The organism is Pseudomonas sp. KH_046_1, from assembly GCF_057839025.1.
The window spans coordinates 5,071,698-5,095,949 of sequence record NZ_CM174481.1 but is presented as its reverse complement, the minus strand read 5'-3'; the positions used below and the strand labels follow the sequence as shown (position 1 = coordinate 5,095,949).

15 protein-coding genes are annotated in these 24,252 nt (G+C 59.3%); 6 read left to right on the top strand and 9 right to left on the bottom strand.

Annotation, left to right across the window (positions count from 1 at the left end; genetic code table 11):
* Positions 1–47: 47 nt before the first annotated feature.
* The 3 genes from AC3IT9_RS23295 to AC3IT9_RS23285 form a co-directional block, all read right to left on the bottom strand.
* Positions 48–2,783, bottom strand: a complete 2,736-nt coding sequence (locus AC3IT9_RS23295; RefSeq protein WP_489271124.1) for an RHS repeat domain-containing protein — start codon at positions 2,781–2,783, stop codon at positions 48–50.
* A complete protein-coding gene (locus AC3IT9_RS23290) occupies positions 2,768–7,402 on the bottom strand; it encodes a SpvB/TcaC N-terminal domain-containing protein (protein ID WP_489271123.1) in 4,635 nt (1,544 codons plus the stop codon). Before AC3IT9_RS23290 ends, AC3IT9_RS23295 begins: the two co-directional genes overlap by 16 nt.
* Before the next feature lie 208 nt (positions 7,403–7,610).
* Positions 7,611–9,134, bottom strand: a complete 1,524-nt coding sequence (locus tag AC3IT9_RS23285; protein ID WP_046042171.1) for a fumarate hydratase — start codon at positions 9,132–9,134, stop codon at positions 7,611–7,613.
* Between the two features lie 290 nt (positions 9,135–9,424).
* Here AC3IT9_RS23285 and AC3IT9_RS23280 point away from each other — a divergent pair, with 290 nt between their 5' ends.
* From AC3IT9_RS23280 to AC3IT9_RS23265, 4 genes are all read left to right on the top strand, one after another.
* Positions 9,425–10,531 (top strand): GGDEF domain-containing protein, encoded by a 1,107-nt coding sequence (locus AC3IT9_RS23280; protein WP_150754472.1) that lies wholly within the window; start codon positions 9,425–9,427, stop codon positions 10,529–10,531.
* Complete coding sequence (locus AC3IT9_RS23275) at positions 10,524–11,459, top strand: iron-sulfur-binding ferredoxin reductase (protein WP_353741519.1); 936 nt, start codon at positions 10,524–10,526, stop codon at positions 11,457–11,459. The genes AC3IT9_RS23280 and AC3IT9_RS23275 overlap by 8 nt, the downstream gene beginning before the upstream one ends.
* Before the next feature lie 29 nt (positions 11,460–11,488).
* Entirely contained in the window at positions 11,489–12,238 is a 750-nt protein-coding gene (locus AC3IT9_RS23270; protein ID WP_489271122.1) for an enoyl-CoA hydratase-related protein, read from the top strand.
* Positions 12,239–12,603: 365 nt separating this feature from the next.
* The gene (locus AC3IT9_RS23265) at positions 12,604–15,411 is read left to right on the top strand and encodes an RHS repeat domain-containing protein (protein WP_489271121.1); all 2,808 of its coding nucleotides are present in this window, start codon (positions 12,604–12,606) and stop codon (positions 15,409–15,411) included.
* Between the two features lie 92 nt (positions 15,412–15,503).
* Here AC3IT9_RS23265 and pyk read toward each other — a convergent pair whose 3' ends face one another.
* Entirely contained in the window at positions 15,504–16,955 is a 1,452-nt protein-coding gene (gene pyk, locus AC3IT9_RS23260) for a pyruvate kinase (protein ID WP_150726740.1), read from the bottom strand.
* Between the two features lie 330 nt (positions 16,956–17,285).
* On the opposite strand from pyk, the gene AC3IT9_RS23255 reads away from it, so the two are divergent.
* Entirely contained in the window at positions 17,286–17,669 is a 384-nt protein-coding gene (locus AC3IT9_RS23255; RefSeq protein WP_150754469.1) for a tetratricopeptide repeat protein, read from the top strand.
* Between the two features lie 236 nt (positions 17,670–17,905).
* Complete coding sequence (locus AC3IT9_RS23250) at positions 17,906–18,265, top strand: PilZ domain-containing protein (protein WP_423502255.1); 360 nt, start codon at positions 17,906–17,908, stop codon at positions 18,263–18,265.
* 37 nt (positions 18,266–18,302) lie between these two features.
* Here AC3IT9_RS23250 and AC3IT9_RS23245 read toward each other — a convergent pair whose 3' ends face one another.
* Genes AC3IT9_RS23245 through AC3IT9_RS23225 form a run of 5 tightly spaced genes read right to left on the bottom strand, consistent with a single transcriptional unit; the run spans position 18,303 to position 24,237 of the window.
* Positions 18,303–19,631 (bottom strand): DUF58 domain-containing protein, encoded by a 1,329-nt coding sequence (locus AC3IT9_RS23245; protein ID WP_489271120.1) that lies wholly within the window; start codon positions 19,629–19,631, stop codon positions 18,303–18,305.
* Positions 19,628–20,629, bottom strand: coding sequence for an AAA family ATPase (locus AC3IT9_RS23240; RefSeq protein ID WP_150726733.1), 1,002 nt, complete (start codon positions 20,627–20,629; stop codon positions 19,628–19,630). The genes AC3IT9_RS23245 and AC3IT9_RS23240 overlap by 4 nt, the downstream gene beginning before the upstream one ends.
* Complete coding sequence (locus AC3IT9_RS23235) at positions 20,626–21,789, bottom strand: DUF4350 domain-containing protein (RefSeq protein ID WP_489271118.1); 1,164 nt, start codon at positions 21,787–21,789, stop codon at positions 20,626–20,628. Before AC3IT9_RS23235 ends, AC3IT9_RS23240 begins: the two co-directional genes overlap by 4 nt.
* A complete protein-coding gene (locus AC3IT9_RS23230) occupies positions 21,786–23,330 on the bottom strand; it encodes a DUF4129 domain-containing protein (RefSeq protein WP_489271117.1) in 1,545 nt (514 codons plus the stop codon). The genes AC3IT9_RS23235 and AC3IT9_RS23230 overlap by 4 nt, the downstream gene beginning before the upstream one ends.
* Positions 23,317–24,237, bottom strand: a complete 921-nt coding sequence (locus AC3IT9_RS23225) for a stage II sporulation protein M (RefSeq protein ID WP_489273537.1) — start codon at positions 24,235–24,237, stop codon at positions 23,317–23,319. Before AC3IT9_RS23225 ends, AC3IT9_RS23230 begins: the two co-directional genes overlap by 14 nt.
* Between the last annotated feature and the right edge of the window lie 15 nt (positions 24,238–24,252).

The following is a 24,252-nucleotide window of genomic DNA, read 5'->3' as shown; positions in this document are numbered from 1 at the left end:
TTGCGCCAGATCTCATCTCGCTGCGCCCTGGTGAATACCCTGAACTTTCAACCAATCATGTATTGTCTTATTCGTTTCAGTTCATTTGTCAGATTCCCCAACGAAACTACCGAGTTCTTGGAGTTGTTCAGATCATCGTTGTTCAAGTGTGCTTCATGCATTCTGTTGGCCAGCCGGGTCTGTTCAGACGGGCTGTCACCAGGATCTGCATTGAGATGTTCGAGCATTCTCGGATTATTCAGTACCAGGTTTTCAAGTAGGGAAACGCCACCCACGTCAGTGGCATCGATCTCATAAAAATAGTATGGACGGCCCGCTTGGACTGCATAAAACATTGCCCCATCGAGTGTCTCTGCGACAATCAAGGCATCCCCACTGACCATTTTGTTAACCGCAGTGAACTCCTTTGAAGCGTTGAAGCCATCCCGTATTACCTCTTCAGGGCTACGTAGGTCCGCACGGTAGACCTTGCCACCAAAATCGGTTCTTTCGAGCAGGTTCGCACCGTTCCAGAAATGGGCGGGTTGATAGGGGTCTGCATTCAGGATTTCGAGGAGCGTATTCTGATCATCGGTTGGCGCAGGTGGACTGGCAGGGCTGTTTTCATCGTCTGAACCAGACTCACTCTGTGAGCGATTGCTTTCGGGCGAGTCTTGATAGTCCATTGATTCATCACCGTCTTGCTCTGAGGGCTGTAAGTCAATCGGTGGCAGGCCATACGTTGCTCTCACGTCAGATTCGATCATCAAAAAATCCTCCAGAACCTCATCATCGTATGGCTGCCACATACGCCCATCAGGATCGATTCTGCAGATTGGGTTGTTTCCACAGAACCGATACAGGTTCAGACCGTTAATCGAGCCAATCGGATCCGGATTTATCCACCGCCCCAGCCATCCCGCGTAATACCGGGCGCCATAGTAATAAAGCCCACTGGCATCCCGCTCCTTCCCCGAATACCGAATGGTTTTGTAGTCGGCATCGACCTTCGAGCGAGCAGCCCACCAGGCCGTGCCACCATAGGGGTAGTAACCCTCGTGACTGATGACGGCGGCCAGTTGATCCAGCTCCAGGCAACTGGAACCCAGGTGATCATCAATGCTGTAGCGCACTTGATCGTTATTGATATCGTCCGGCGGGCCCTTGACCCAATGCAGGCACCGCACGCTGCCGCGGGCCAGTTGGACGTCAATGACCTGCAATACTTTGCCGTCGCCAGTGGTGCGTACTTCCAGACCTGGGAGATAGTGGACAACATCTTGATGGGTCACAGCGCGGGCCTGACGGCTGCTGAACTTGACGACCCGCTCTCCGGCAGCGCTATAGCGATACCATTCCCCGTCATTGACCCCGTTGGAGCGCTGGACATTGATGACACTTTGCAACTGATTGCGCGGATCCCAGGTCATCGGTTGGGCGCCTGCCACCAGGTATTGCAAGTTGCCGTTTGCATCGAAGTGACGGCTGAAGTCAGGAACATCTTCACCCTCGTTCCATGGCAAGGCGCGGTTGCTTTGTGGGTCGACGTACATCTGGCGACTGAACGGATTTTTATCACTTTCATGGCGCAACAAGGTCCGATTGCCGCCAGCGTCGTATTCGTAATGTTCGGTGTAGTTGAGCAAACGGGCGGGGTCGATGGGGCTGGGGATGTTCAGTTCCGGTAATCCCGGGGTTTGGCCCGCACCCGCTGTTTCACGACCCTTGGCGCTGGTCAGTTGGTAGAGGCTGTCGTAGGTATAGGTACTCTCGGCAGCTACGCGCTGATTGTCGAAATAGCTGTCCGCTTGTGTGTGATCCATGAGCCGGAGGATGTTGCCGACCGGGTCGTACTCGTAACTCATCTCCTGCAATCGTTGGTGTGTCGACTTGGTCGCAGTCAGGCGTTCCAGTCGGCCGTTTGCAGGTTGGTAGCTGGCAACGCTGGTGACGTTGTTGCCGGCAATTTGAGTGAGCAATTGTCCTGCGGCATCGTAGTCGGCAGCCTTGAGCAACGGCTGTGATGCCTGGCCTTTGAGCGTCAGGTCGATGCGTTGCAGTTGCCCGGCGCGGTCGAAGCTGAATTGTCGTAAATGGCCTCCGGCATCGATCTGTTCCAGCACTTCACCTGAAGGACCGAGTCGATTTTCGCTGGTGTAGCCTTCGCCGGGTTGCAGCAACGGGTCGCGATCAGCCTCGGTCGGCGGCCAGTTGGCTGACTGGTTCGCCTGATCGGGCAGGAAACGCCGGGTCTGGCGGATCAATCCTCCATTCAGGGCGACTTGTTTGAGCCACAGCGTACCAGCCGAATCGTCATGACGGATCAAACTGCCGCACTGGTTACGCTCGGCGAATTCAGGCGAATTGTCGGCATACGTCAGGCGCTCGACGGTGCGTAAGTCCATGTCCAAGGCGTACTCATGGAGAGCGATTGGCCGGCGCAGTTCGTCGTATTCGTTCTGCCAATGGCTGCCTCGCCCATCCCAGTGTTCGAGTACTTGTCCGGTTTCCCCCGTCAGGGCCAGGCGCCATCCCGCATCGACGCTGTCCGTCATCAGTGCCGCGCCCGACAGGCTGTAAAGCGCAATCTGGTTCGGCCGGGTTGTTGCGGAACAAAACCGTGGATCGCGCTCAGCCACCAACCGCCCGGCAGCATCATGTTGCCGGGTGGAGATTCGCGCAGCGGGGTTGTCAGACACCGCCGCGCGAAGATAAGCCACTTGCCGTACCGCCAGGCCACGACTGTCTATTGCAGCCAGCACCGGCGTATGGCGATGGAGGTTTGAGTTCAATGAAGTGTCCATATGGACTTTTTGTGTTTTTGCGGCGGATCAAACAAGTCATTCTCATCGAACGCAATGGTGTACCAGCAGCGATAGCGTTGTTCCCGACGCAATGGCTTCTCTTCCGGGGGATTGCCCTGCAGCATTTTTTTCGCCAGCACGGTGTGTGTCGGCCGGCCGGCGGCGTCGTAGAACTGCTGGTCGTGGTACCACGATTCGCGGATCGAGGCGTCGTTGATGTAGCGGTAGACATTGGCGAAGTAGGGACGATAGATGCGCACCTTCTCGCCTTTGTTGTTGTATTCGACCCGTTCGCTGACTCGCCAGCGCCGCTCTGCCTGTGCTTCCTTGGGACGGCCGTATTTGTCGAGTGTAAGTTCGCCTTTTTCATTCAACCACCAGGCCAGGCCAGGTTCGACCTCCTGCTTGGTTTGCAGGGAGCGGCCGAAGCCGTCCCAGCAGGCGATGGCCGCGCGGATTTGCAACTCCGGGTCGCGGGGGTAGCGGTCGGCCTGCAAGGTGACGACATGCACGGGTTCGCGTTGAGCATTCTCGATGTATCGCTTTAGTCGCAACTCGTCCCCGGAAAGTTCTTGCAAGCCCTCTAGATGTACTCGAGCCCGGCTGCAGATATGGCCGTCAGGCAATACAAAACCTTCGTTGCGGGCCCAGCGCAGCCATTGAGTGGGTTCTATCGGGGGAATTTTGCCCATCCAGCTGAAGGGCGCAGAGAAGGTGGCCGTGGCGTAGTTGCCGATGGCTTTGTTCTTGTCGGCGATAGCGCCTGCCGGCGTGCAATCTTCCGGTGGCTGGTAACCGCTGAGTGGATCGAAGCCGACCTCGATGCCCCGTTCCGTGCCGTAGAAGCTGGTCACCCGCACTTCGCCAAACGCGTTGTAGCGAGCCTCCTGGGTGTTTTGATTGGGGTCGATGATGCCTGCGGGCAGGAACGATCGGTAGTCGACATCGAGAATCCGTGTCGTGCAGCCATCCGGCAGGGTGACGGCGGTGCTCAGGCACCAGTGCTTGTCATAGGCGACCGTGGTGATGCCGTGGCTCTTGGTCTGCTGGAACTTTTCGACGTTATAGAAACCTGCCAGGCCGTAGTAAGTGGGGAAGCTTTTGCGCACGGACCACAGGTAGTTCTTGGCATCGGTCGGGTCATCGGGTTCGCCCGCAGGAGCGTCTGGCAGGAACAGCTTCATGATGCGGTAACCGACTTCAGGTGATTCGAGTTTCTCCTTGAGGTTGAACGGCATGTTGCCATTTTCGTCCTTGAGCTTGTCGTAGGCACTCAGGGCGGTGGCATCCAGCTCGGCGATTTCCTGATAGTCGGGCAGGGCGTTGAAGATCAGTTGGTTCGGGTCCAGCAATTCCCCGGTGGCCGGGTTTTGATAACGCTGCAGGACCAGACCGGTGAGTATCGACCTGAGATCCCATTCCCCATCGTCCTTGCTGAATTCAAGAACGTTTTCGTAGTTGATCATCATCGGCGCGAGCTCGCCCTTTTCCAGGACCAGTGCATTTGTGCGCTGGCGATAGGGCAGGCCCAGGCGCCAGCCCTGTTTGTCTTCCAGATGACGATGTTCAGCCTTGCTCTGGGTCAGGTACCAATTCTGTTGTGCCGGGTCGTGTGCATGCAGCCACCACCTGTTTTCGTAGAACTCGTCGCTGTCTTCGCCGGGGCCGTCGACGACAAACGGCGGCGGACTCTCGTCGGTATTACGCCGAGCGTAGTGCACGATAAAACTGTGAGTCAGGCTGCCGAATTTGTCCCACTCCAGGTTGATCGTGTGCTGGACCAGCGGGTCGTCGGCCAGTGCTTTTTCGTATTGATAAGCGATGCTTTCCAGGGGCAGAAGTTGTAGGACGGCGTACGGATGGTGTTCGCCTTTTGGCCTGAGCTCGCGGATCAGAAAACGGTTCTCTTGCACGGTGTACGGTACCGCTGTTTGCGGATTATCGTCGGCGGCGGAAATCTCTGAACGCAGCACCGACCCGCTCAGCGTGCGGGCCATCTCGCGGACGAGATTTTCATCGGGAACGATCAAGCGACCGGCCGCGTCACTGAGATGGTATTCCTGCAGTAAGTGACCATTCAATTGCTGGGCTTTTTTATCACCGCTGTAGTAAGCCGGGTCCCGCATGTGCAGCGATCTACCCGTATGGAACCAGGTCTTGCTGAGAATCGGCGCGGTGAAGCCCGGGTTCGAACGCTCCGCCGCCGAAGCTTCGGTATCGGTTTGCAGCAACAGGCCGAAGCCCCGGAACTCACGTTCGAAACTGTCGTAAAAACCCTGGCGATAGGTAAAGCCCTGGGTCAGTCGATTGCCGGTGATTTCATCGAGTTGGGTCTGCTGGCTGACCAGGTGCATGGCGAACGGCAGGTGCGAAACCGGGGCTTTACCGGCCGCGATCAGCTCGGCTTTTTCGTCCAGCCATTCCTGGGCCGAACTACGGTAACTCACCCCTGTCACGGCGCCCATGTTGTTGTGGCTGGCATTCACCAGATACGGTTTGGCGCTGACGAAATCATAGCGCCAGTGTCGGGGCTGCATGTGGGGGACGGTCAGGATCAGGCTGGAGCAGCCCAACCCTTGCAAGTCGGCGATGCTCACCTGGCAGAAGCGGTCGTAACGCACGCCTTGCGGCCATGGCATTTTCACATAGTCCTCTTCGAAGCCTTCGCCGCCGTGGTTCATGTATACCCGGAAACCGTCGGACTCCAGGTAGATCAGGTCAACCGCGCCCGAGCCGTCCAGGTCCGCCAGCCGCACCCGCGACGAATCGAACTCGGTATATTTGAAATTCAGCTCGCACAGGACGAAACCTTTGCCGAATTTTCCATGCCCCAGATTCGGCCAGCATTTGACTTCGTTGTGGCGGATGCGGATCAAGTGTTGTGTCGCGCTGCCCAGTGGATCGCTGAAAGCCACCAGTTCGGTCTGGGTACTGCTCAACAGGGGCAGCGAGTCGTCGTCGTGAGGGATGTTGGCCCCTTGGCTGAACCCGACTGCACGCCGGCTTGAATACAGCCGCACGCTACGCGGGCCGATCAACGCCAGATCAGTCAGACCGTCGCCCACCAGATCCGCCAACTGCGCCATGGGATGAAAAAACTCCGTGGGAAACGCAGCATAGGCCACGAAGTTCGACCAGGTTCGGTCAGGATTGAGGGTGAAGAATCCGGACAGGCCGGGGCGGGCGATCACCCAGTCGAGCTTGCCGTCGCCGGTCAGGTCGCTGAGGGACTGGCGAATCGGTTTGCTGCTGTCGGCCACCGGAATGCCGGGCAAGAGCGCCCAGTCGCCATAACTCACATCGTTGCCGCCACTGTCGGCGCGCAGTGGTTCGCGGTAGTACCAGGCCTTGTCACTGCGCAACAGCACGCCGGGCATGCTTTCGCCATACAAGTCCACCAGGTGATAGCGCTGGCCGTCATCGAGGCCGGGCATCTGCGGAAACTCGCGGTAACCCTTGCGCTCCGGGTCGAGCTCAAACGGGTTGTAGAAAAACTCCATGGGTGGGCGACTTTCCATCTGCCCCTGATTGTCATACGCCTGGATGTGTGCGGCGGTCAGATGGTTGTAGCCCAGCGGACTCTGGCGGTGTTCGAGCAGCAGGCGCTGGATCAGCACCGGTTCGTTGCCCAGTTCTTCAGCGAACTGATGAAACATCAGGACCTGACGGCACAGGCGCCGGGAACCCAATTCAAACCCGTAGGCGTAATTCCAGAAGGGATCCTTGCGCGGTGCGCCCCACTCGCCGCGCTCTATGCCAGGCAGGTCGTAAACCGGCACTTGCGTCAGGTCGGCTCTACGTTCGCCGTAATCGAACAGCAGGTGGAAATGCCAGGCCACGTCTTTCCAGCCATCGGCTTTCCATGCATACAGGTTGGCGTTGGCCTGGGCATTTGCGTACAAGACCCGACGCAGGTAACGCTGGCTGCGGTAGTCGCGGAACTGTGGAGCGGCCGGCGCTTCGACTTCCGCCTGGTACAGGTACACCACATGTTCACCGCGCAGGTTTAGGCTTTCATCGATCAGCCATACACCAACGTGGGTTTTGTCTTGCGGATCGGCCCGGCGTGAAGCCTCGGTTTTACCGTAGCAGTGCAGGCTGCCGTCGGCACCGTGGATCAGCCAGAAGCCTGCCGGATTGTCGGCATCGGCCTCTTCGGTCCAGTGCTCGATCAAATCGAAAGCGCCCTCGACTCGCGGCCAGTAGCGCACGACATGGTGCATGCCGATCTGAACGCCGTTGTATTCGGACACCGTTTTTGAGATCAGCTTGCCGTCGTCACTCTTCTCGGGCATCCACACGTCACCGCCAGGGCCGACCACTTGATCATTGCCGTCGTATTTCGGCACGCCTTTGGTGGTGCGCAGGGTGATCGCATTGGTGGTCAGGCGCCAGCCGATGCCGAATGGGCTGTTGCCGACATCGCTGCTGTAGCCCAGGCTCAGGGCCGGGACCAGGTCGCGGTTGGGTGCCTTGCTGATCGGCAGCGGCAACTCCAGTGATGCTGCACCGGTGGTGCCCACACCGCCCCAGCCTTTGCCGATGCTCTGGATGGCGCCGCCGCCTTTGGGCAGCGCGGGAGCGTTGATTTCGAGGGGGGCCTGCTGTTCATACGCCATGGAAGTGTCCGCCGTGACAGAGAATGCATCGAGTGCGTTCAAGCTATCAGCGACACTGTTAGCTGTAACCTGTCAAATCTGACAGGTCAGCCAGAGATTTTTAGAACAAACCGTACGTTTTTCCCTGCCTTCGATTACTTTTTATCAGGCGTAAAAAAACCGGTCTGCCATTGCCTGCAGACCGGTTCTTACTGTGCGATGTGAGTGCTTACTGCACTTCCACCGCCAGGCTTTCACTGATCTTTTTCTGCCAGATGGCAGGGCCGGTGATGTGTACCGACTCACCCTTGCTGTCGACCGCAACGGTCACCGGCATGTCTTTCACGTCGAACTCGTAGATCGCTTCCATACCCAGTTCGGCGAAAGCTACCACGCGGGATTTCTTGATCGCTTGCGCCACCAGGTAAGCCGCGCCGCCGACTGCCATCAGGTAAACGGCTTTGTGGTCCTTGATCGCTTCGATCGCGGTCGGGCCGCGCTCGGACTTGCCGATCATGCCCAGCAGGCCAGTCTGCTCGAGGATCTGACGGGTGAACTTGTCCATCCGCGTCGCGGTGGTAGGACCTGCCGGGCCAACCACTTCTTCGCGTACCGGATCAACCGGACCCACGTAGTAGATGAAGCGACCCTTGAGGTCCACCGGCAGGGTTTCGCCCTTGTTCAGCATCTCGACCATGCGCTTGTGCGCAGCATCGCGACCGGTGAGCATCTTGCCGTTGAGCAGGACGGTCTCGCCCGGCTTCCAGCTCTGCACTTCTTCTGGGGTCAGGGTGTCGAGGTTGACACGACGGGCCGACGGGCCGGCTTCCCAGACGATTTCCGGGTAGGCGTCCAAAGGTGGCGCTTCCTGGGCAACCGGACCGGAACCGTCGAGCACGAAGTGCGTGTGACGGGTGGCGGCGCAGTTCGGGATCATGCACACCGGCAGCGAGGCTGCGTGGGTCGGGTAGTCCATGATCTTCACGTCGAGCACGGTGGTCAGGCCGCCGAGGCCCTGGGCACCGATGCCCAGTTGGTTGACCTTCTCGAACAGCTCCAGGCGCATTTCTTCGATGCGGTTCTGTGGGCCGCGGGCCTTCAGTTCGTGAATGTCGATGGATTCCATCAACACTTCCTTGGCCATGACGGCAGCTTTCTCGGCGGTGCCGCCGATGCCGATGCCGAGCATGCCTGGTGGGCACCAGCCGGCGCCCATTTCCGGGACGGTTTTCAGCACCCAGTCGACGATCGAGTCGGACGGATTGAGCATGGCCATCTTCGACTTGTTCTCGGAACCGCCGCCCTTGGCCGCCACGTCCACTTCCACGGTGTTACCCGGAACGATGGAGTAGTGGATGACTGCTGGGGTGTTGTCCTTGGTGTTCTTGCGGGCGCCCGCCGGGTCGGCGAGGATCGAAGCGCGCAGGACGTTTTCCGGCAGGTTGTAGGCGCGACGAACGCCCTCGTTGATCATGTCGTCCACGCTCATGGTGGCGCCATCCCAACGCACGTCCATGCCCACGCGGACAAACACGGTCACGATGCCGGTGTCCTGGCAGATCGGACGATGGCCGGTGGCGCACATGCGCGAGTTGATCAGGATCTGTGCCATCGAGTCGCGGGCCGCTGGCGATTCTTCGCGCAGGTAGGCTTCGTGCATCGCCTGGATGAAATCCACGGGGTGGTAGTAGGAAATGAACTGCAGGGCGTCGGCAACGCTCTGAATCAGGTCGTCTTGCTTGATCACGGTCATGAGTCGCGCTCCTCTAAAAGACGGGAACATTCAATAAGGTGCTTGCAGCTTGGGTGCATCGGTCGGTTGCAAGCACCTTTCAAGGCACGCCGGGCAAGCTGGCGCGACGCTAAAAAGGCGCGGCAGTATACCGCGCCTCGCGGACAGGCACACCCGCCGGCAGTCAATCGTTGGTCGCATAGGGCGATCCCGAAAATTGAATGGTCATTTATCGGTCTCGCCACTAAAGTGACATACGGTCTGTAGAGTAGGACGCTCTGTCAGTCTCCTTTCATTTGGTGAGTCAACGATTGACCCATAACGCCATCCAGCGCCTGTTGCTCAAACGTTTCGCCCTCGCGGCCGGTACCTATGCCCTGGCATTGCTGTTGCTGTGGCTGGCGTTTTTTACCGGTCACTATGATGCACCGCTTTCCAATATCGCCATCGGCAGCTCGTTGGTGGTGGTCAGCCAGGCCACCCTGTTCGCGGTGTTCTACAGCGGCTACAACCTGCGTTTCGCCGACCCCAGCCTGACCGAGGCGCAAGTGTTGCTGGGGCTGGGCTGGCAAACCTGGCTGATCGCCCATCTGGACGAAGCCCGGGGCGCGTTTCTGGTGTTTTACGTGCTGATCCTGCTGTTCGGCCTGTTCCATCTGTCACGCCGGTCTTTAGTACGATGCGCGCTGCTGGTGTTTTTCAGTTTCAGTGCGATCACGCTGTGGGAGGGCTACCACTTCCAGTTGCCTGACCCGGCCATGGCGGTGTTGCAGGTCTGCGTGCTGTTCATCGTGCTGGTGTGGCTGGTGCTGTATGCCCGCTATGTCCAGGCCTCGCGACAGCGTATGCGCCAGCGGCGTTTTGCCTTGCAGGCGCACCAGGACACGTTGCGCGGGATGATGCGCCAGCTCGAAGACCAGGTGGCCACTGACGAGCTCACGGGGCTGTTCAATCGCCGGCATTTTCTGCGCCTGGCATCACGCGAGTTGAACGCCATGGACGCCGGTGTCGTGCATGGCCTGGCACTGATCGACCTTGACCATTTCAAGCGCATCAACGACCTGCACGGTCATGCCGCTGGCGATCAGGTGCTGCAAGCCTTTGCCGGCGTTGCCAGCGCGTGCCTGCGCGACGGTGATGTTCTGGCCCGCTACGGCGGCGAAGAGTTCGTGGTGCTGCTGCCCGATTGCGATGCCGACAGCCTGACTTCGTGCTGCGAACGGCTGCGCATCGCGTTCACCGATGTCGAGCTGATTGGTCTGAATGTGCGCAACCTTAGTCTGTCCGCCGGCATGACCCTGCTGGAACGGGGCGACGACCTCGATGACGCCCTGCAACAGGCCGATCAGGCGCTTTATCGCGCCAAACGTGACGGCCGCAACCGCTGTGCGGCAGCGTGGGAGAACGTCAATGCCTGAGCTGCGGGTCGGCGAGCGCCACTGGTCGGTGGCGGCGGGCAGCAATCTGCTCGACGCGCTGAACCAGAACGGCGTGCCAGTGCCTTACAGTTGCCGCGCCGGCAGTTGCCATGCGTGCCTGGTGCAGTGTGTACGGGGCCTGCCGAGCGACAGCCGTCCCGATGCCCTGAGTGCACAGCAGCGTGAACAAGGCTGGCGCCTGGCGTGCCAGTGCCAGGTGGTCGAGGACTTGCAGGTGCACGCCTTCGACCCGCAAACCGATGGCCGACCGGCCGAAGTCGCTGCCGTCGATTGGTTGAGCGCCACGGTCCTGCGTCTACGCGTAATCCCCCAGCGACCGTTGCGCTATGGCGCCGGTCAGCACCTGGTGTTGTGGGCGGGCAGCGTGGCGCGGCCGTATTCTCTCGCCAGCCTGCCGCAAGAAGACCGTTTTCTGGAGTTTCATCTCGATTGCCGCAAGCCCGGGGAATTCAGCGATGCCGCCAGGCAATTGCGCATCGGCGATCCGATCCGTCTCGGTGAACTGCGCGGCGGTGCCTTGCATTACGACCCTGACTGGCACGCCCGGCCGTTGTGGTTGATGGCGGCCGGCACCGGGTTGGGGCCCTTGTTTGGTGTATTGCGAGAAGCGCTGCGACAGGATCACCAAGGGGCCATCCGCGTCATTCACCTGGCCCATGACGCCGATGAGCACTATCTGGCCAAACCTTTGCAAGCCATGGCCGCCAGTCGCTCGAACCTGAGTGTCGAACTGTGGACCCCGGCCGAGTTGCCAGCGGCTTTGGCGCAACTGCGGCTTGTTTCGCGGCAAACCCTGGCTTTACTCTGCGGAGCCCCCGACAGTGTCGACGCCTTTGCCCGGCGCCTGTATCTGGCGGGATTGCCGCGCAATCAACTGCTGGCCGATGTGTTCCTGCCCCGTGGTTGAGCGCTGACTTTTCAGACGCGAGACCTGCCATGACCGATGCCATCCAAATTGAACGCGAACGCGGCCTGTTGACCCTGCGCCTGAATCGCCCGAACAAGAAAAACGCCCTGACCCGCGCCATGTACAGCGACCTGGCCGAGGCGTTGAAACAGACCGACAGCGACCCCGGGATCAACGCCGTGCTGATCACCGGCTCTGCCGAATGCTTCACCGCCGGCAACGACATCGCCGATTTCATCCAGCAACCGCCGAGCGGCCTCGACAGCCCGGTATTCCAGTTCATGCTCAACCTGCTCGAATGCCGCAAACCGGTGATCGCCGCCGTGGCCGGAGCGGCGGTGGGCATTGGCACGACGATGTTGCTGCATTGCGATCTGGTCTACGTGGCCCGCGATGCCCGCTTGCGCATGCCGTTCGTCAATCTTGGCCTATGCCCGGAGTTCGGCTCCAGCCTGATCCTGCCGCGCTTGCTTGGGCAGGCCAAGGCGGCGGAGTTGTTGCTGCTCGGTGAGGGTTTCAATGGTGAACAGGCTGCAGCGTGGGGCATTGCGTCCGAAGCGCTGGGCAGTGGCGAAGAAGCCTTGGCCAGGGCGCGGGAGATGGCGCTGCGCTTCGAGTCGCTGCCGCCGGAAGCGGTGCGCATCAGCAAGCAATTGATGAGGGCCCCGGACCGGGAGTTGTTGCGCAAGGTGATTGAAGAGGAGGGGGTGTTGTTTACCCAGCGGGTGCGTTCGCCGGAGGCGCTGGCGGCGTTGACGGGGTTTATCAAACGACACTGAGTCTTCGCTGACTGGGCCGGCCCCATCGTGAGCAGGCTCGCTCCCACAATGGCCGGCGTTTTCAGCAAATTATAGGATCACCGCAAGTCCCCTGTGGGAGCGAGCCTGCTCGCGATGAGGCCAGCCTGGACAACACAACTATCGGATCAGAAAGCAAAAAGCCCCGCCATTCACATGGCGGGGCTTTTGTTTTTCGAACAACCGGTCACTCAGACCATCGGATCGCCAACGTGCAGGATTTTCATACCTGCCGGTTCCGCAAAACTGTCAACTCTGACAGTAGCTGTCCCATGTCACTTAGGGCACTAAAGCATTACGAGCTTGGTGTTGATCCTTCTCCGCCCTCGGTTCTGGATAAATCGCTGATGCTGAATACCACGCGAGCCTCAACTCATACATTCACTCCAAGTGTGACTGCAATGGACTCTCGCGGATTAGCCGTGCGAACCATTCAGTACTACCGCGACCAAGCTGTTGCGCCTGCTCAAGCCAGAATCTCTCATCAGAAGTATGATTTGCAGGGTCGGTTGTGGGCGGCCATGGATGCCCGGCTCGGCCAGTTGGCGGACTTGGATCCGATGGTTCCGGATAATCTTACGAGTTGTTTTAGTTTGTCCGCCGCCACGCTTTTTTCGACCAGCGTTGACTCCGGGTGGCGCTTGACGCTGTTCAACGAAGCCGGTGAATCAATGTGCTCCTGGGATAGTCGAGGGCATTTTCGCCAGCAAACCCATGACAGGCTGAGCAGGCTCGTCACCTTGGCAGAAAAGATGCCGGAGCAACCATTGGTAGTGCTCGAGCGCTTGAGTTACGGTCTACCCGATAGCGGGACTGCCTATCGCAATCAATGCGGACGTCTCATTCGTCATGAGGATCCTGTCGGCAGTGTCATGACGACTGATTTCGGGTTGTCGGGACTACCCATCGTGCAGACACGGCGCTTTACTCATTCTTTGTTGCCCCCGGACTGGCCGCTGGAAGAAAGCGAGCGAGAGAGACTGCTAGAGCCGCAAGCATTCAAAACCCGGTGGCAATTGAGTGCACTAAGCGAAAGGCTTCAACAGATAGATGCCCGTCAAAATATTCAACGCAATTTCTATGATCTGGCGGGGAATTTGAAACAAACGTATTTGCAGATCAATGGGGCTGTTGAAAAGCCAGTTGCCCAATTCATTGGATACAACGTGGATGACCAGATAGAGCGCGAGGTGTCAGGTAATGGTGTCATTACCACGGCTCGATACGACGACAGTAACGGGCGCTTGATTCATCTGCTTTGCACTGCAAGCGCTCAACGCCCCTTGCAAAGCTTGCGCTATGAATACGATCCGGTAGGCAATGTTGTTGAAGTCGATGATGAAGCTGCGGGGCCGGTCTACTTTCGTAACCAGCGAGTTGAGCGCCACTGTACGTATAGTTATGACTCGCTCAGTCAACTGATTTGGAGTACGGGGTTCGAAGCCATCCATACCCCGGACTTTCCATTGGCGTTTTCATCTGCGGCAAGAGATCCGGCCCAAGTCGCCAATTATCGTGAGGACTATCAATATGATGAAGCTGGCAATTTGCATACATTGGTGCATGCCGGTGGCAATCAGTACACCCGGCACTTGGTTACTGCGATTCACAGCAATCGCAGCCTCCCTGTCTACGACAATGAAGTCCCCGGTGAACCAGAAATTACCGCCGGTTTTGACCCCAATGGCAACAGTCGGGTGTTATTGCGTGGACAGGACTTGGAGTGGGATGGCCGAAATCAACTGCACCGTGTTACGCCGATCTCAAGACTAGATGGTGAGAACGATAGCGAAGTGTATGGCTATGACAGCCAAGGGCAGCGTCTGCGCAAGTCCACTACTCGCCTAAGCAGGTCCGGGAGCGTAGTTAGGGAGGTTCGTTATCTCCCAGGCGTCGAGTTTCATACGGACTCCAATACCGGCAAGGCTTATCAAATCGTCCAGTCCGAAGGTGGGCTATGTAACACCCGCGTCATGCTGTGGGACTCGGAACCACCCTCCGGAATGGAGAAGGAGCATTGGTGTTACAGCCTGCGAGATCATTTGGGCTCAAGTACGCTGGAAATGAGTCAGGCTGCGGAGGTGATAAGTCAGGAGCGTTTTCTGCCTTATGGCGGAACGGCCTGGTGGGTGGATAACGGAAGTGCTGAGGCGAGTTATAAGACTGTTCGCTATTCAGGCAAGGAGCGTGATGCCAGTGGACTTTACTATTATGGTTTTCGCTATTATGCGCCTTGGTTACAGCGTTGGATCAATCCGGACCCAGGGGGAAGTATTGATGGGCTGAATTTTTATCGATTTGTTAGAAATAATCCGCTTACCTTGAACGATACTAATGGGCTTTCACCCCCTGTTAATTTGATGTATGGTTTTGATGAAGTGCGTAGCCGAGTACTTCCTCGTTTTGGTCAGGCAAAGCCGGATCAGAGCGTGATTACCATCGATATGCTCAACAATGAATTAGGCATCTTTGGCGTTGGCGTCGAAATGGATTATCTGGGCGTAATGACGCGTATCGGCAATGGGATTGTTGTGGAGGACAACCGTGCCAAGGATTTCGTAGCCGAATCACGCTATTACCAAGGTACTGTCAACGATGCGAAGGTTATGCTTCAAAGCTGGTCGGACTATCTCAAAAAGCATATCTCTTCATTGAATATTGTCCAAAAAATTGAACGTCTTCAGGTGAGAGGAAAGTCGTCTGAAGAGTTTTGGAAAAAAAATTCGAAAGTGCCAATGTCCTCAATTGACATTCACAATATGACAGGGCGACTGCAAGCGGACCCGGAGGGTTTTTTTTCACCAGGAGGTGGTAACCCAGCAGCGGCGTACACTGCAGTCGCTGGCTGGTTTATGCGCCAGACTTCAAAAATGGGACTGGATTGGTTCGCGGAAACAGGGAGTAAGGGGAGCATTGTCTTTCTAGATGTAGGGCTGGAGGACATTCGGAAAAGAAAATCAGATTGGACGCAGCTTGAAGCTGCCGTCTTGGGAAGTAAGTTGTATAAGACAAATGCTGCGATTGGCGAGGCTTTCGAGCCGATTACGTACTCGGAAAGGCGATATCTTGGGAAGCAAATGGAAGATCCTTTTTCAATGCTGGCAAAAAAGACACAAATCCTGAGTCTTGTAGAAGTGCGAAGTTTTTTGAAGTAGATCTCTGTCGGGAAAAATGTGTATACGTGCCAAAAACCAAAAAGCCCCGCCATTCACATGGCGGGGCTTTTGTTTTTCGAACAACCGGTCACTCAGACCATCGGGTCGCCAACGTGCAGGATCTTCATGCCGTTGGTGCCGCCAGTGGTGTGGTAGCTGTCGCCCTTGGTCAGGATGACCCAGTCGCCTTTCTGTACTACGCCGCGCTTGACCAGCTCGTCGATCGCCTTCTGGCTGACTTCGTTCGGCGCCAGCGAAGCCGGGTCGAACGGGATGGTGTACACGCCACGGAACATCGCCGCGCGAGCCTGGGCTTCGCGGTGTGGGGTGAACGCGTAGATCGGCACCGAGGAGCGGATGCGCGACATGATCAGCGGGGTGTAGCCACTTTCGGTCAGGGCGATGATCGCTTTCACGCCCGGGAAGTGGTTGGCGGTGTACATGGTCGCCAGTGCGATGCTTTCGTCGCAGCGCTCGAACTCTTTGCCGATGCGGTGGCTGGAGGTCTTGCTGGTCGGGTGCTTTTCGGCACCGATGCAGATGCGCGCCATGGCCTGAACGGCTTCCAGCGGGTACAGGCCAGCGGCACTTTCGGCCGAAAGCATCACGGCGTCGGTGTAGTCGAGCACGGCGTTGGCCACGTCGGACACTTCAGCGCGGGTTGGCATCGGGTTCTGGATCATCGACTCCATCATCTGGGTCGCGACGATTACCGCCTTGTTGTGGCGGCGTGCGTGCAGAATGATCTTCTTCTGGATGCCCACCAGCTCGGCGTCGCCGATTTCCACACCCAGGTCACCACGGGCAACCATCACCGCGTCGGACGCCTTGATCAGGCCGTCGAGGGTTTCGTCGTCGGCCACGGCTTCGGCGCGTTCGATCTTCGCCACCAGCCAGGCAGTGCCGCCGGCCTCGTCGCGCAGTTGACGGGCGTATTCCATGTCGGCGGCGTCACGGGGAAAGGAGACCGCGAGGTAGTCGACTTCCATTTCCGCGGCGAGCTTGATGTCGGCCTTGTCTTTTTCAGTCAGGGCCGGAGCGGTCAGGCCGCCACCGCGACGGTTGATGCCTTTATGGTCGGACAGCGGGCCGCCGATGGTCACGGTGCAGTTCAGTTCGGTGGCGGTGGCGGTATCGACGCGCATCACCACGCGACCGTCGTCGAGCAGCAGCTCGTCGCCCACGCCACAGTCCTTGACCAGGTCCGGGTAGTCGATGCCGACCACTTGCTGGTTGCCTTCGGTCAGAGGATGGCTGGTGGAGAAGGTGAATTGATCACCGATCTTCAGCTCGATCTTCTTGTTGGCGAATTTGGCGATACGGATTTTCGGGCCTTGCAGGTCACCCAGCAGGGCGACGAAGCGACCGTGCTTGGCAGCGAGGTCACGGACCAGCTTCGCGCGAGCCTTGTGCTCGTCGGGAGTGCCGTGGGAGAAGTTCAGGCGGGCGACGTCCAGGCCAGCCAGAATCAGCTGTTCGAGAACTTCCGGCGAGTTACTGGCCGGGCCAAGGGTGGCGACGATTTTGGTACGACGGACGGACATGCAAAGACTCCTGAGTTCAAGCGCTGAGTGAGGCTACTATGCTCCGAAGGTGTAGTCATTGTTCGTTTGCACTACTTTTTCGTGAAGAGCTTGGTTTTAAGGAAGAACCAGATGTTGCCCTGTCCTCTGTAGGAGCGAGCCTGCTCGCGAAGAGCTCAAGGACGACGCGGTTACTCAGAAAGTACGCATAATCGTTGACGTCCATCGCGAGCAGGCTCGCTCCTACAACAACGGTCCGCAGTGCCTTGATTGAACCCGACAACTTTGCATCTCGCAGCCTGAAGATTTCCGACCACGGGTCGATACAGGGTTCAAGACAGGAGATCCCCCATGCGATTCGTGCTCATTGCCGCCCTTGCTATCAGCGCTCTCAGCGTCACGGGCTGCACCCGTTGGTCGATGAACCATCATTTGAACAATGCCTACAGCGCCTATGACCGGGGCAATTGCGAGCAGGTGATGCTCGAGCTGTCCAAGGTCGAACGCGACAGCCGCGCGCGGCCTTACGTGTGGCCAGAAGTGTCGATGATGCGCGGCCTGTGCCTGGAGCGACAGAAGATGTTTATCGACGCGGCCCAGACCTATCAGTTCATCATGGCGTCTTATCCACAGAGCGAATATGCCTACCGCGCCCGTGCCCGCATTGAAACCCTGCAGAGCCTGGGCCACTACCCGACGCGCCGTGCAGCGGCCGCTAAACCGACGCAGTTCTGATGGCGATAACCCTCCAATCGCTGGCTCACCGGCGGTGCTGAGCTATAGTCCAATGAACCGGTTTTAGAGCGTTGCCTCTGATGAACCGGGGCAACACCTGTGACCGGCACAAGCAAGACTCTGCGCTACAAGGACTGGCGCACCGGAAGCGGGGAGAGCGGGCAACGACAAAATGCATACCCGTTCCGAAGCAGTAGTGCGGCTCTGCTTAAGAGCCTTGCATAGCGAAATTGCACATGTTCACTGACCGCCGAATCGAGCGGCATCAACTGCCGTACTTCCTGAAAGTGTTCAACGGCATCACCGGCAAACCCATCGGCTACCTGGGCAATGTCTCCGAAGACGGGCTGATGCTGATCAGCCAGCTGCCGATGATGATCGGCGCGGACTTCAACCTGCGTCTGAAAATTCCCGCCAGCGAAGGTGGCCAGCGGATCATCGACCTGCAGGCCTGTTGCCTGTGGTGTCACGAAGACGCGACCCCCCAACATTACGACACCGGGTTCAGCCTGCAACGGGCGCCACCGGAGTATGGGCAACTGGTGGAGGCGTTGAAGCAGTATTTCAGTTTTCTGCCGTTGCCGGCTTCGGCTTGAGATCACTGGAAAACCGGCTGTGAGTGATTGCTCAGGCTCAGAGTCCAGTTCTTTTCCAGCCCAGGTACCGAGTCACCAACTCTGCCCCCAACTCACCGGGCCGCGCATCCATCACCAACACTCCATGAGCATTCAAGCGCTCATGGAGTTCGGCGCGTGCATTGAGGTAGTCCACGGTCCCGCAATACGCCAGAGCCTCGGGCAAGGTCTGTACCGGTGACTGACGCAAGGTGTCGAGCACGTCTTCGCGCAGGCTCGCGACCAGCACCTGATGCTGCTGGCTCAGGCGCTTGACCGCCGAGAGCAACTCATCGTCGTCCTCTTCGCGCAGATTGGTTACCAGCACTACCAGTGCCCGGCGTTTTTGCCGTGCCAGCAGTTGCGTTGCCGCGGTTTGATAGTCGGCGCTGCGTTGGCTGCTGTTCAAGTCATAAACGCTGTTGAGCAGTGTGTTGAGATGGCTGATGCCTTTTACCGGCGCAAGGTCGCGCGGTTGTTCGCTGGCAAAGGTACTCAGGCCCACCGCGTCGCCCTGACGTAGCGCGACGTAGCTGAGCAACAGACAGGCATTGAGGGCGTGATCGAAGTGCGACAGTTCATCATCCTGGCTGCGCATGTGCCGGCCGCAGTCGAGCATGAAGATGATCTGCTGATCGCGTTCATCCTGATACTCCCGGGCAATCGGGGTACGTTGGCGGGCGGTGGCTTTCCAGTCGATCTGGCGCAGACTGTCGCCCTCACGAAATTCGCGCAATTGATGGAATTCCAGGCCCAGGCCCCGTCGTTGTTTCTGACGTACGCCAAGCTGGCTGAGCCAGTTGTCCACCGCCAGCAACTGCCCTCCATACAAACGGGCGAAATCGGGGTAGACGCGGGTGGCATCGGGCAGGTCGAGCAAGCGTCTATCCGACCAGAGCCCCAAGGGGCTTGGCAGGTCGATTTCGCAGCGTTTGAAGCTGAAGTGGCCGCGCTTGAGCGGGCGCAGGCGATAACCGACCAGGCTGTGCCGGCCGGGTTGCAGCTCGACCGTCAGTGGCAGGTTTTCGAAGCTCAGGCCAGGTGGCACATGGTCGAAGACTTGTACGTTCAGTGGTTGGGCGAAGTCGTGTTCGACTGTCAGTTGCACCTCGCTCCATCGACCCAGCGCCAGGCTGCCGGGCAACTGGCGTTTCAGCCGGGGCGAAGGCAAGCGCTTGAGGCGAATGGCATCGAGGATGGCCAGAACCAGCAGCGCCAGGAGCAATCCCCAGTTGATCGCCATGAGATTCGCCGGAACCGCGAATTCCAATGCCCGCAAAGTACCCGACACAATTCCGCAGGCCAGCAGGATCAACAGCCAGGCGAGCATCAGGCGCGAGGGTTTCACAGGCGCGGTGCCGGCACTTGGTCGAGCATCTGCTGGAGTACCTGATCGACATCCAGGCCCTCGATGTCCAGCTCCGGCGCGATGCGCACACGATGGCGCAGCACGGCCAGGGCGCAACCCTTGATGTCATCCGGAATCACGAACTCACCACCACGCAACAGTGCGCGGGCCCGGGCACATCGCACCAGCGCGATGGACGCGCGTGGGCCGGCGCCGAGAATCAAGCCGGGCCAGCTGCGGGTGGAGCGGGCCAGGCGCACGGCGTAATCGAGCACCTGATCGTCCAGCGCCAGGTCGCTGGCAATGCGTTGCAGGGCCAGTACATCCCTGGCCTGCAACAACGTGCGCATCGGTTGAACGTCGAGCATGTCGGCCCGGGTCGAGCGGCTGACCTGACGCACCATGTTCAGCTCTTGCTCGGCGTCGGGGTAGTCCATGCGCACTTTGAGCATGAAGCGGTCCAGTTCAGCTTCCGGCAAGGGGTAAGTGCCTTCCTGTTCGATCGGGTTTTGCGTGGCGAGCACCATGAACGGTTGCGCAATCGGCAATGGCTGGCCTTCGAGGGTGACTTGTCGTTCCTGCATGGCTTCGAGCAGTGCGGCCTGGGTTTTCGCCGGGGCACGGTTGATCTCGTCGGCCAGTAGCAGGTTGGTGAACAACGGCCCCTTGCGCAGCTTGAACTGCTCGGTCTGCAAGTCATACACCGCATGCCCGGTGACGTCGCTAGGCATCAGGTCCGGGGTGAACTGGATTCGCGCGAACTCACCGCCGAAACAGCGGGCGAGGGCGCGCACCAACAGGGTCTTGCCCAAACCCGGTACGCCTTCGAGCAACACGTGGCCGCCGGCGATCAGCGCGGTCAGGACGTCGTCGATCACGCGGTCCTGGCCAATCACTGCTTTTTGCAGTTCTTTGCGTACGGCCTGGGCCAGATGGCCGGCACGCTGACGTTGTTGAGCGGTGTGGCTCGGTACGTCGGGCTCGATCGGTTGACTCATAGGGCGTTCCTCAAGGATTGCAGGTGGGCGACCTGACGGCTGAATTCAACGCTGGAAAGCCGTTGCTTCGGTCGCGGACTCATGGCCTGGCTGATAGCACGTGTGGGTTGGCCGGTCAGGCGCGCGAGCACCAGCCATTGTTCGGCAATGCCGAGTTGTTCAAAGCCGGGATGGCGACGCCGCACGCGCCGCAGGATGTCTTGCTGCAAGGCTTGCAACAGGCCGGCCTGACCGTTGCGGCGCAACAGGAAGTCGGCACTGGCGCACAGGTGCTCCTGCAATTGCCGGCGCGCTTTCGGTGCCGGTTCCAGCAGCGGACCCTGACGCACGCCAAAGTGCCAGAAACCCAGGCCGATCAAGGCGAACAACGCGACCAGCGCCTGGGGGAAATATCGCAGCAGCAAAGTCGGCAGGCTGTCGTGATCGGTGTTGAAGATCAGGGTCACGCGGGTATCGGCGGTGAGGTACCAGAGCAACCAGGCGTTGTCGTACCGGTCGATGGCCGAGGTTTTCCACAAGTCGGCATCGGTGACCACGATGATCGAACCCTGCCCGTGCTTGAGCTGCATCATGTGCGTGGCCCTGGCGCTGTTGGCCCAGGCCAGGGCGAGGTTTTTCGGGTCTTCGAGATGGAACGCGGTATCGAAACCGGCGTAGGCCGGGGCATCTTCGTTTTCCAGATAGAGCTTGGTCAGTTGCGGGTACGGATCTTCGCCGACATTCGGCGGCGGGTCCTTGAGGTCTTTGCTCAGGGACTGGTGCAGTTGCACCCGATCGAGCAGCAGGTCATTGCTTTGGCCGAGTTTTTCATTCCACAGCGACTCGGCGACGAACAGAAGCCGCCCGCCGGCCCGGGTCCAATTCATCAGCTGGTCGATCTGCCGTGGGGTCATGTTGTAGCGGTCCCCGAGCAACAGCAGGCTGCGTTGGCGCGGGTCGAGGCTGGGCAGGATGTCGAGGCCATTGGCATGGTCGACGTTCTGGCCTTGTTTACGCAGGAAAAGCTCCGCCGCCAGATAAGGGTTGGCATTGGCTTCGGGGGAGGGACCGTGGTCGATTTCGGTCTGGTAGGGGGTAGCCTTGAGGTACAGATAAACGCTCAGCGCAGCCAGCAACACGGCAACCAATGCACCGGCTATTGAGCCCCAGCGCTGACTCAACGGACAGCCTCCGGGCCGAACAGAACGCGCCAGCCGTTACACAGTTCCTGCTGCACCTGAGCGGGTGGCAGGCGATGTCCGTAGGCCATGTTTTGCCAGTGCCCGGTCAGGTTTTGGCTGTAGGCCAGCAAGGCCGGTTGCTGCAGTAGTTCGACACGCCGAAGCACCTGGCCTTCGGTGTCGGCGACTTTGAGCGCGATGTTGAAGTCGTGCAGCAGGCGGCTGAGCAGGGCGCGATAGAGCAAGCCGAGCGCTTCGCGCGGATGGGTCTGCCAGAGGCTTTCGGCGTGGGCGGCGATGTCGGCGGGCAGGGACTCGGGCTTGAGGTCCAGGCCGAATGCCTGCTGCGGTAACGGTCCCGTGGCTTTGTTGACGGGGATCGGTCGGCGGCTGACGAACGCCTGCAACCAGTCGCGATAATGCCAGATCAACAGGCCGACGGCGCCAATGACGATGCCCCACAGCCCGACTTCAATCAGCGTCGCCAATGCCCCGAAGCGTTGCCCCTCGAACAGCTTCAACAGCGCCTTCAACCATTGCGGTGTCTTGCCGTCGTCCGTAGCTTCGGCACTCGGTTGGTCTTCGCCAAAGCGGTAGCGCGTGACCGATTCCCGATTCTTGAAGGGCGGCTGTTCGAGGATTGTCTTGATGCTATCCCTGGAGGTCTGGCTGGTCAGGGGCTGGTCCAGCAGGCGCGGGCTGTCGGGTGAGAGGGCCGGTTCGGTGGCCCATGCGCTGTGAGTGCTCGGCATCAGCACAATCACGGCGATCAACAGGACAGCGCTTGCACTGACCAGACGCTGGCGCATTCGGCGGAACACCAGTTCGATATCCCAGGCCTCCAGCACGGTGCGTCGGTTCAGGTACAGACTGAAACCGCAGGCGACATAGATCGGTTCCCAGACCACCAGCACCAGTGCATAAAAGGCATTGGTCAGGTGTTCCAGCCAGCGCCAGTCCTGGTTGACCGCCGAGATCAGCGACTGCCAGCTCCAGTCGAGCGCGACCTGTTGTGGCAGCAGCAGATAGAACAACACCATCAAGCCGATCCACAACGCGCCTTCCAGGTGCGCGCCGATGATCGTCAGCCAGCGTGCGGCGCCAGCGTTTCGCTGCAACAGCACCTGTAGACGCTGTTGCCGTTGCTGCCCGTCCAGTCCTTCGAGTTGCACCACCGGCATCACGAAGCTGCGGGGCAAACTCAGACGTCGCCAGGTCAGGCTGGCCAGCAATTGCGGTTTGAGCAGGCGTGGCCATTGGTGCAGTGCCTGCTTGAGCGTGGGCGTTTCACCGAACATGGCCTGGGACAGGATGTATAAGGGCAGGCGTTCGAACGCCGGCTTCAACCACCAGAAAATGAACACGGCGAGAGACGGCGAATCCCAGAATCCCCAGCTGAGCAGCGCGAAAACCGGCAAGGTGACCAAGGCCCAACTGGTCACCAACAGGCGTCGGTGGCGTTGGCTCAGGAGCACCCCGAGGTCCATGGCTTCCCAGGTCGAGCGCGGGCGAATCACCACCGTGGCGTCACTCAGGCGCATGGCGGCGACGTCCGGCAAACACGAGATAAACCACCACCAGCAACCAGAGCGCCGCGCCAACCAGGTACTTGGTCTGGTGCGACGGGCCGGTCATTGACGACCAATAGGCTTCGATAAACGCCGCGATCAACAGAAACAGCATGACCCCGCAGATCAGCAGCACGCTCTTGCGCGCCGCCAATCGCAAGGCCTCGGCGCGTGGCAGGCGCCCCGGGGCGACCAACGCCCATCCCAGCTTCAAGCCTGCGGCACCGGCCAGGGCGATGGCGCTGAGTTCGAAAGCACCATGGCCGATCACGAATGACCAGAAGGTTTGCCCGTAGCCGACATAGGTCAGGTGCCCGGCCACTGCACCGATCATCAGGCCGTTGAAGATCAGGAAAAACACGCTGCCCAGGCCGAACAGAAAACCGCTGGCAAAGGTCTGAAAGGCAATGCCGATGTTGTGCATGATGTAGTAGCCGAACATCGCCCAGTCCTCACTGGCGGCTCGTTCCACCGTGCGCCCGAGGTGGCCGGCAACGGGGTCGTACATGCTTTGCATTTCACTGACCTGCTCGGCGGGGATCAGGTTGTAGACCAGGTCCGGGTACAGGTACACCAGCAGTGCGAAACCGGCCAGGCTGCCAAAGAACATCAGGCTGGCGGCGAGGACGAAACGCCACTGTTCGCGCACCAGTCGCGGAAAGTCGGCCAGGATGAATGCCAGCACGTTGGCGCCCAAACGGCTGCGATGACGGTAAAGCTGTTGGTGTCCGCGCAGCACTTGTTGCTGCAGGGAGTCGATCAGGAAACTGCTGTAGCCACGCTCCCGGGCCAGTGCCAGGTGTTGGCAGAGGCGCCGGTAGTCCTTCGGGAAACTGCCGGCGTCGGTGGCCTTACCGTCCCGTTCCAACTGCTCGAGCAGGTGGGAGAAATGGTC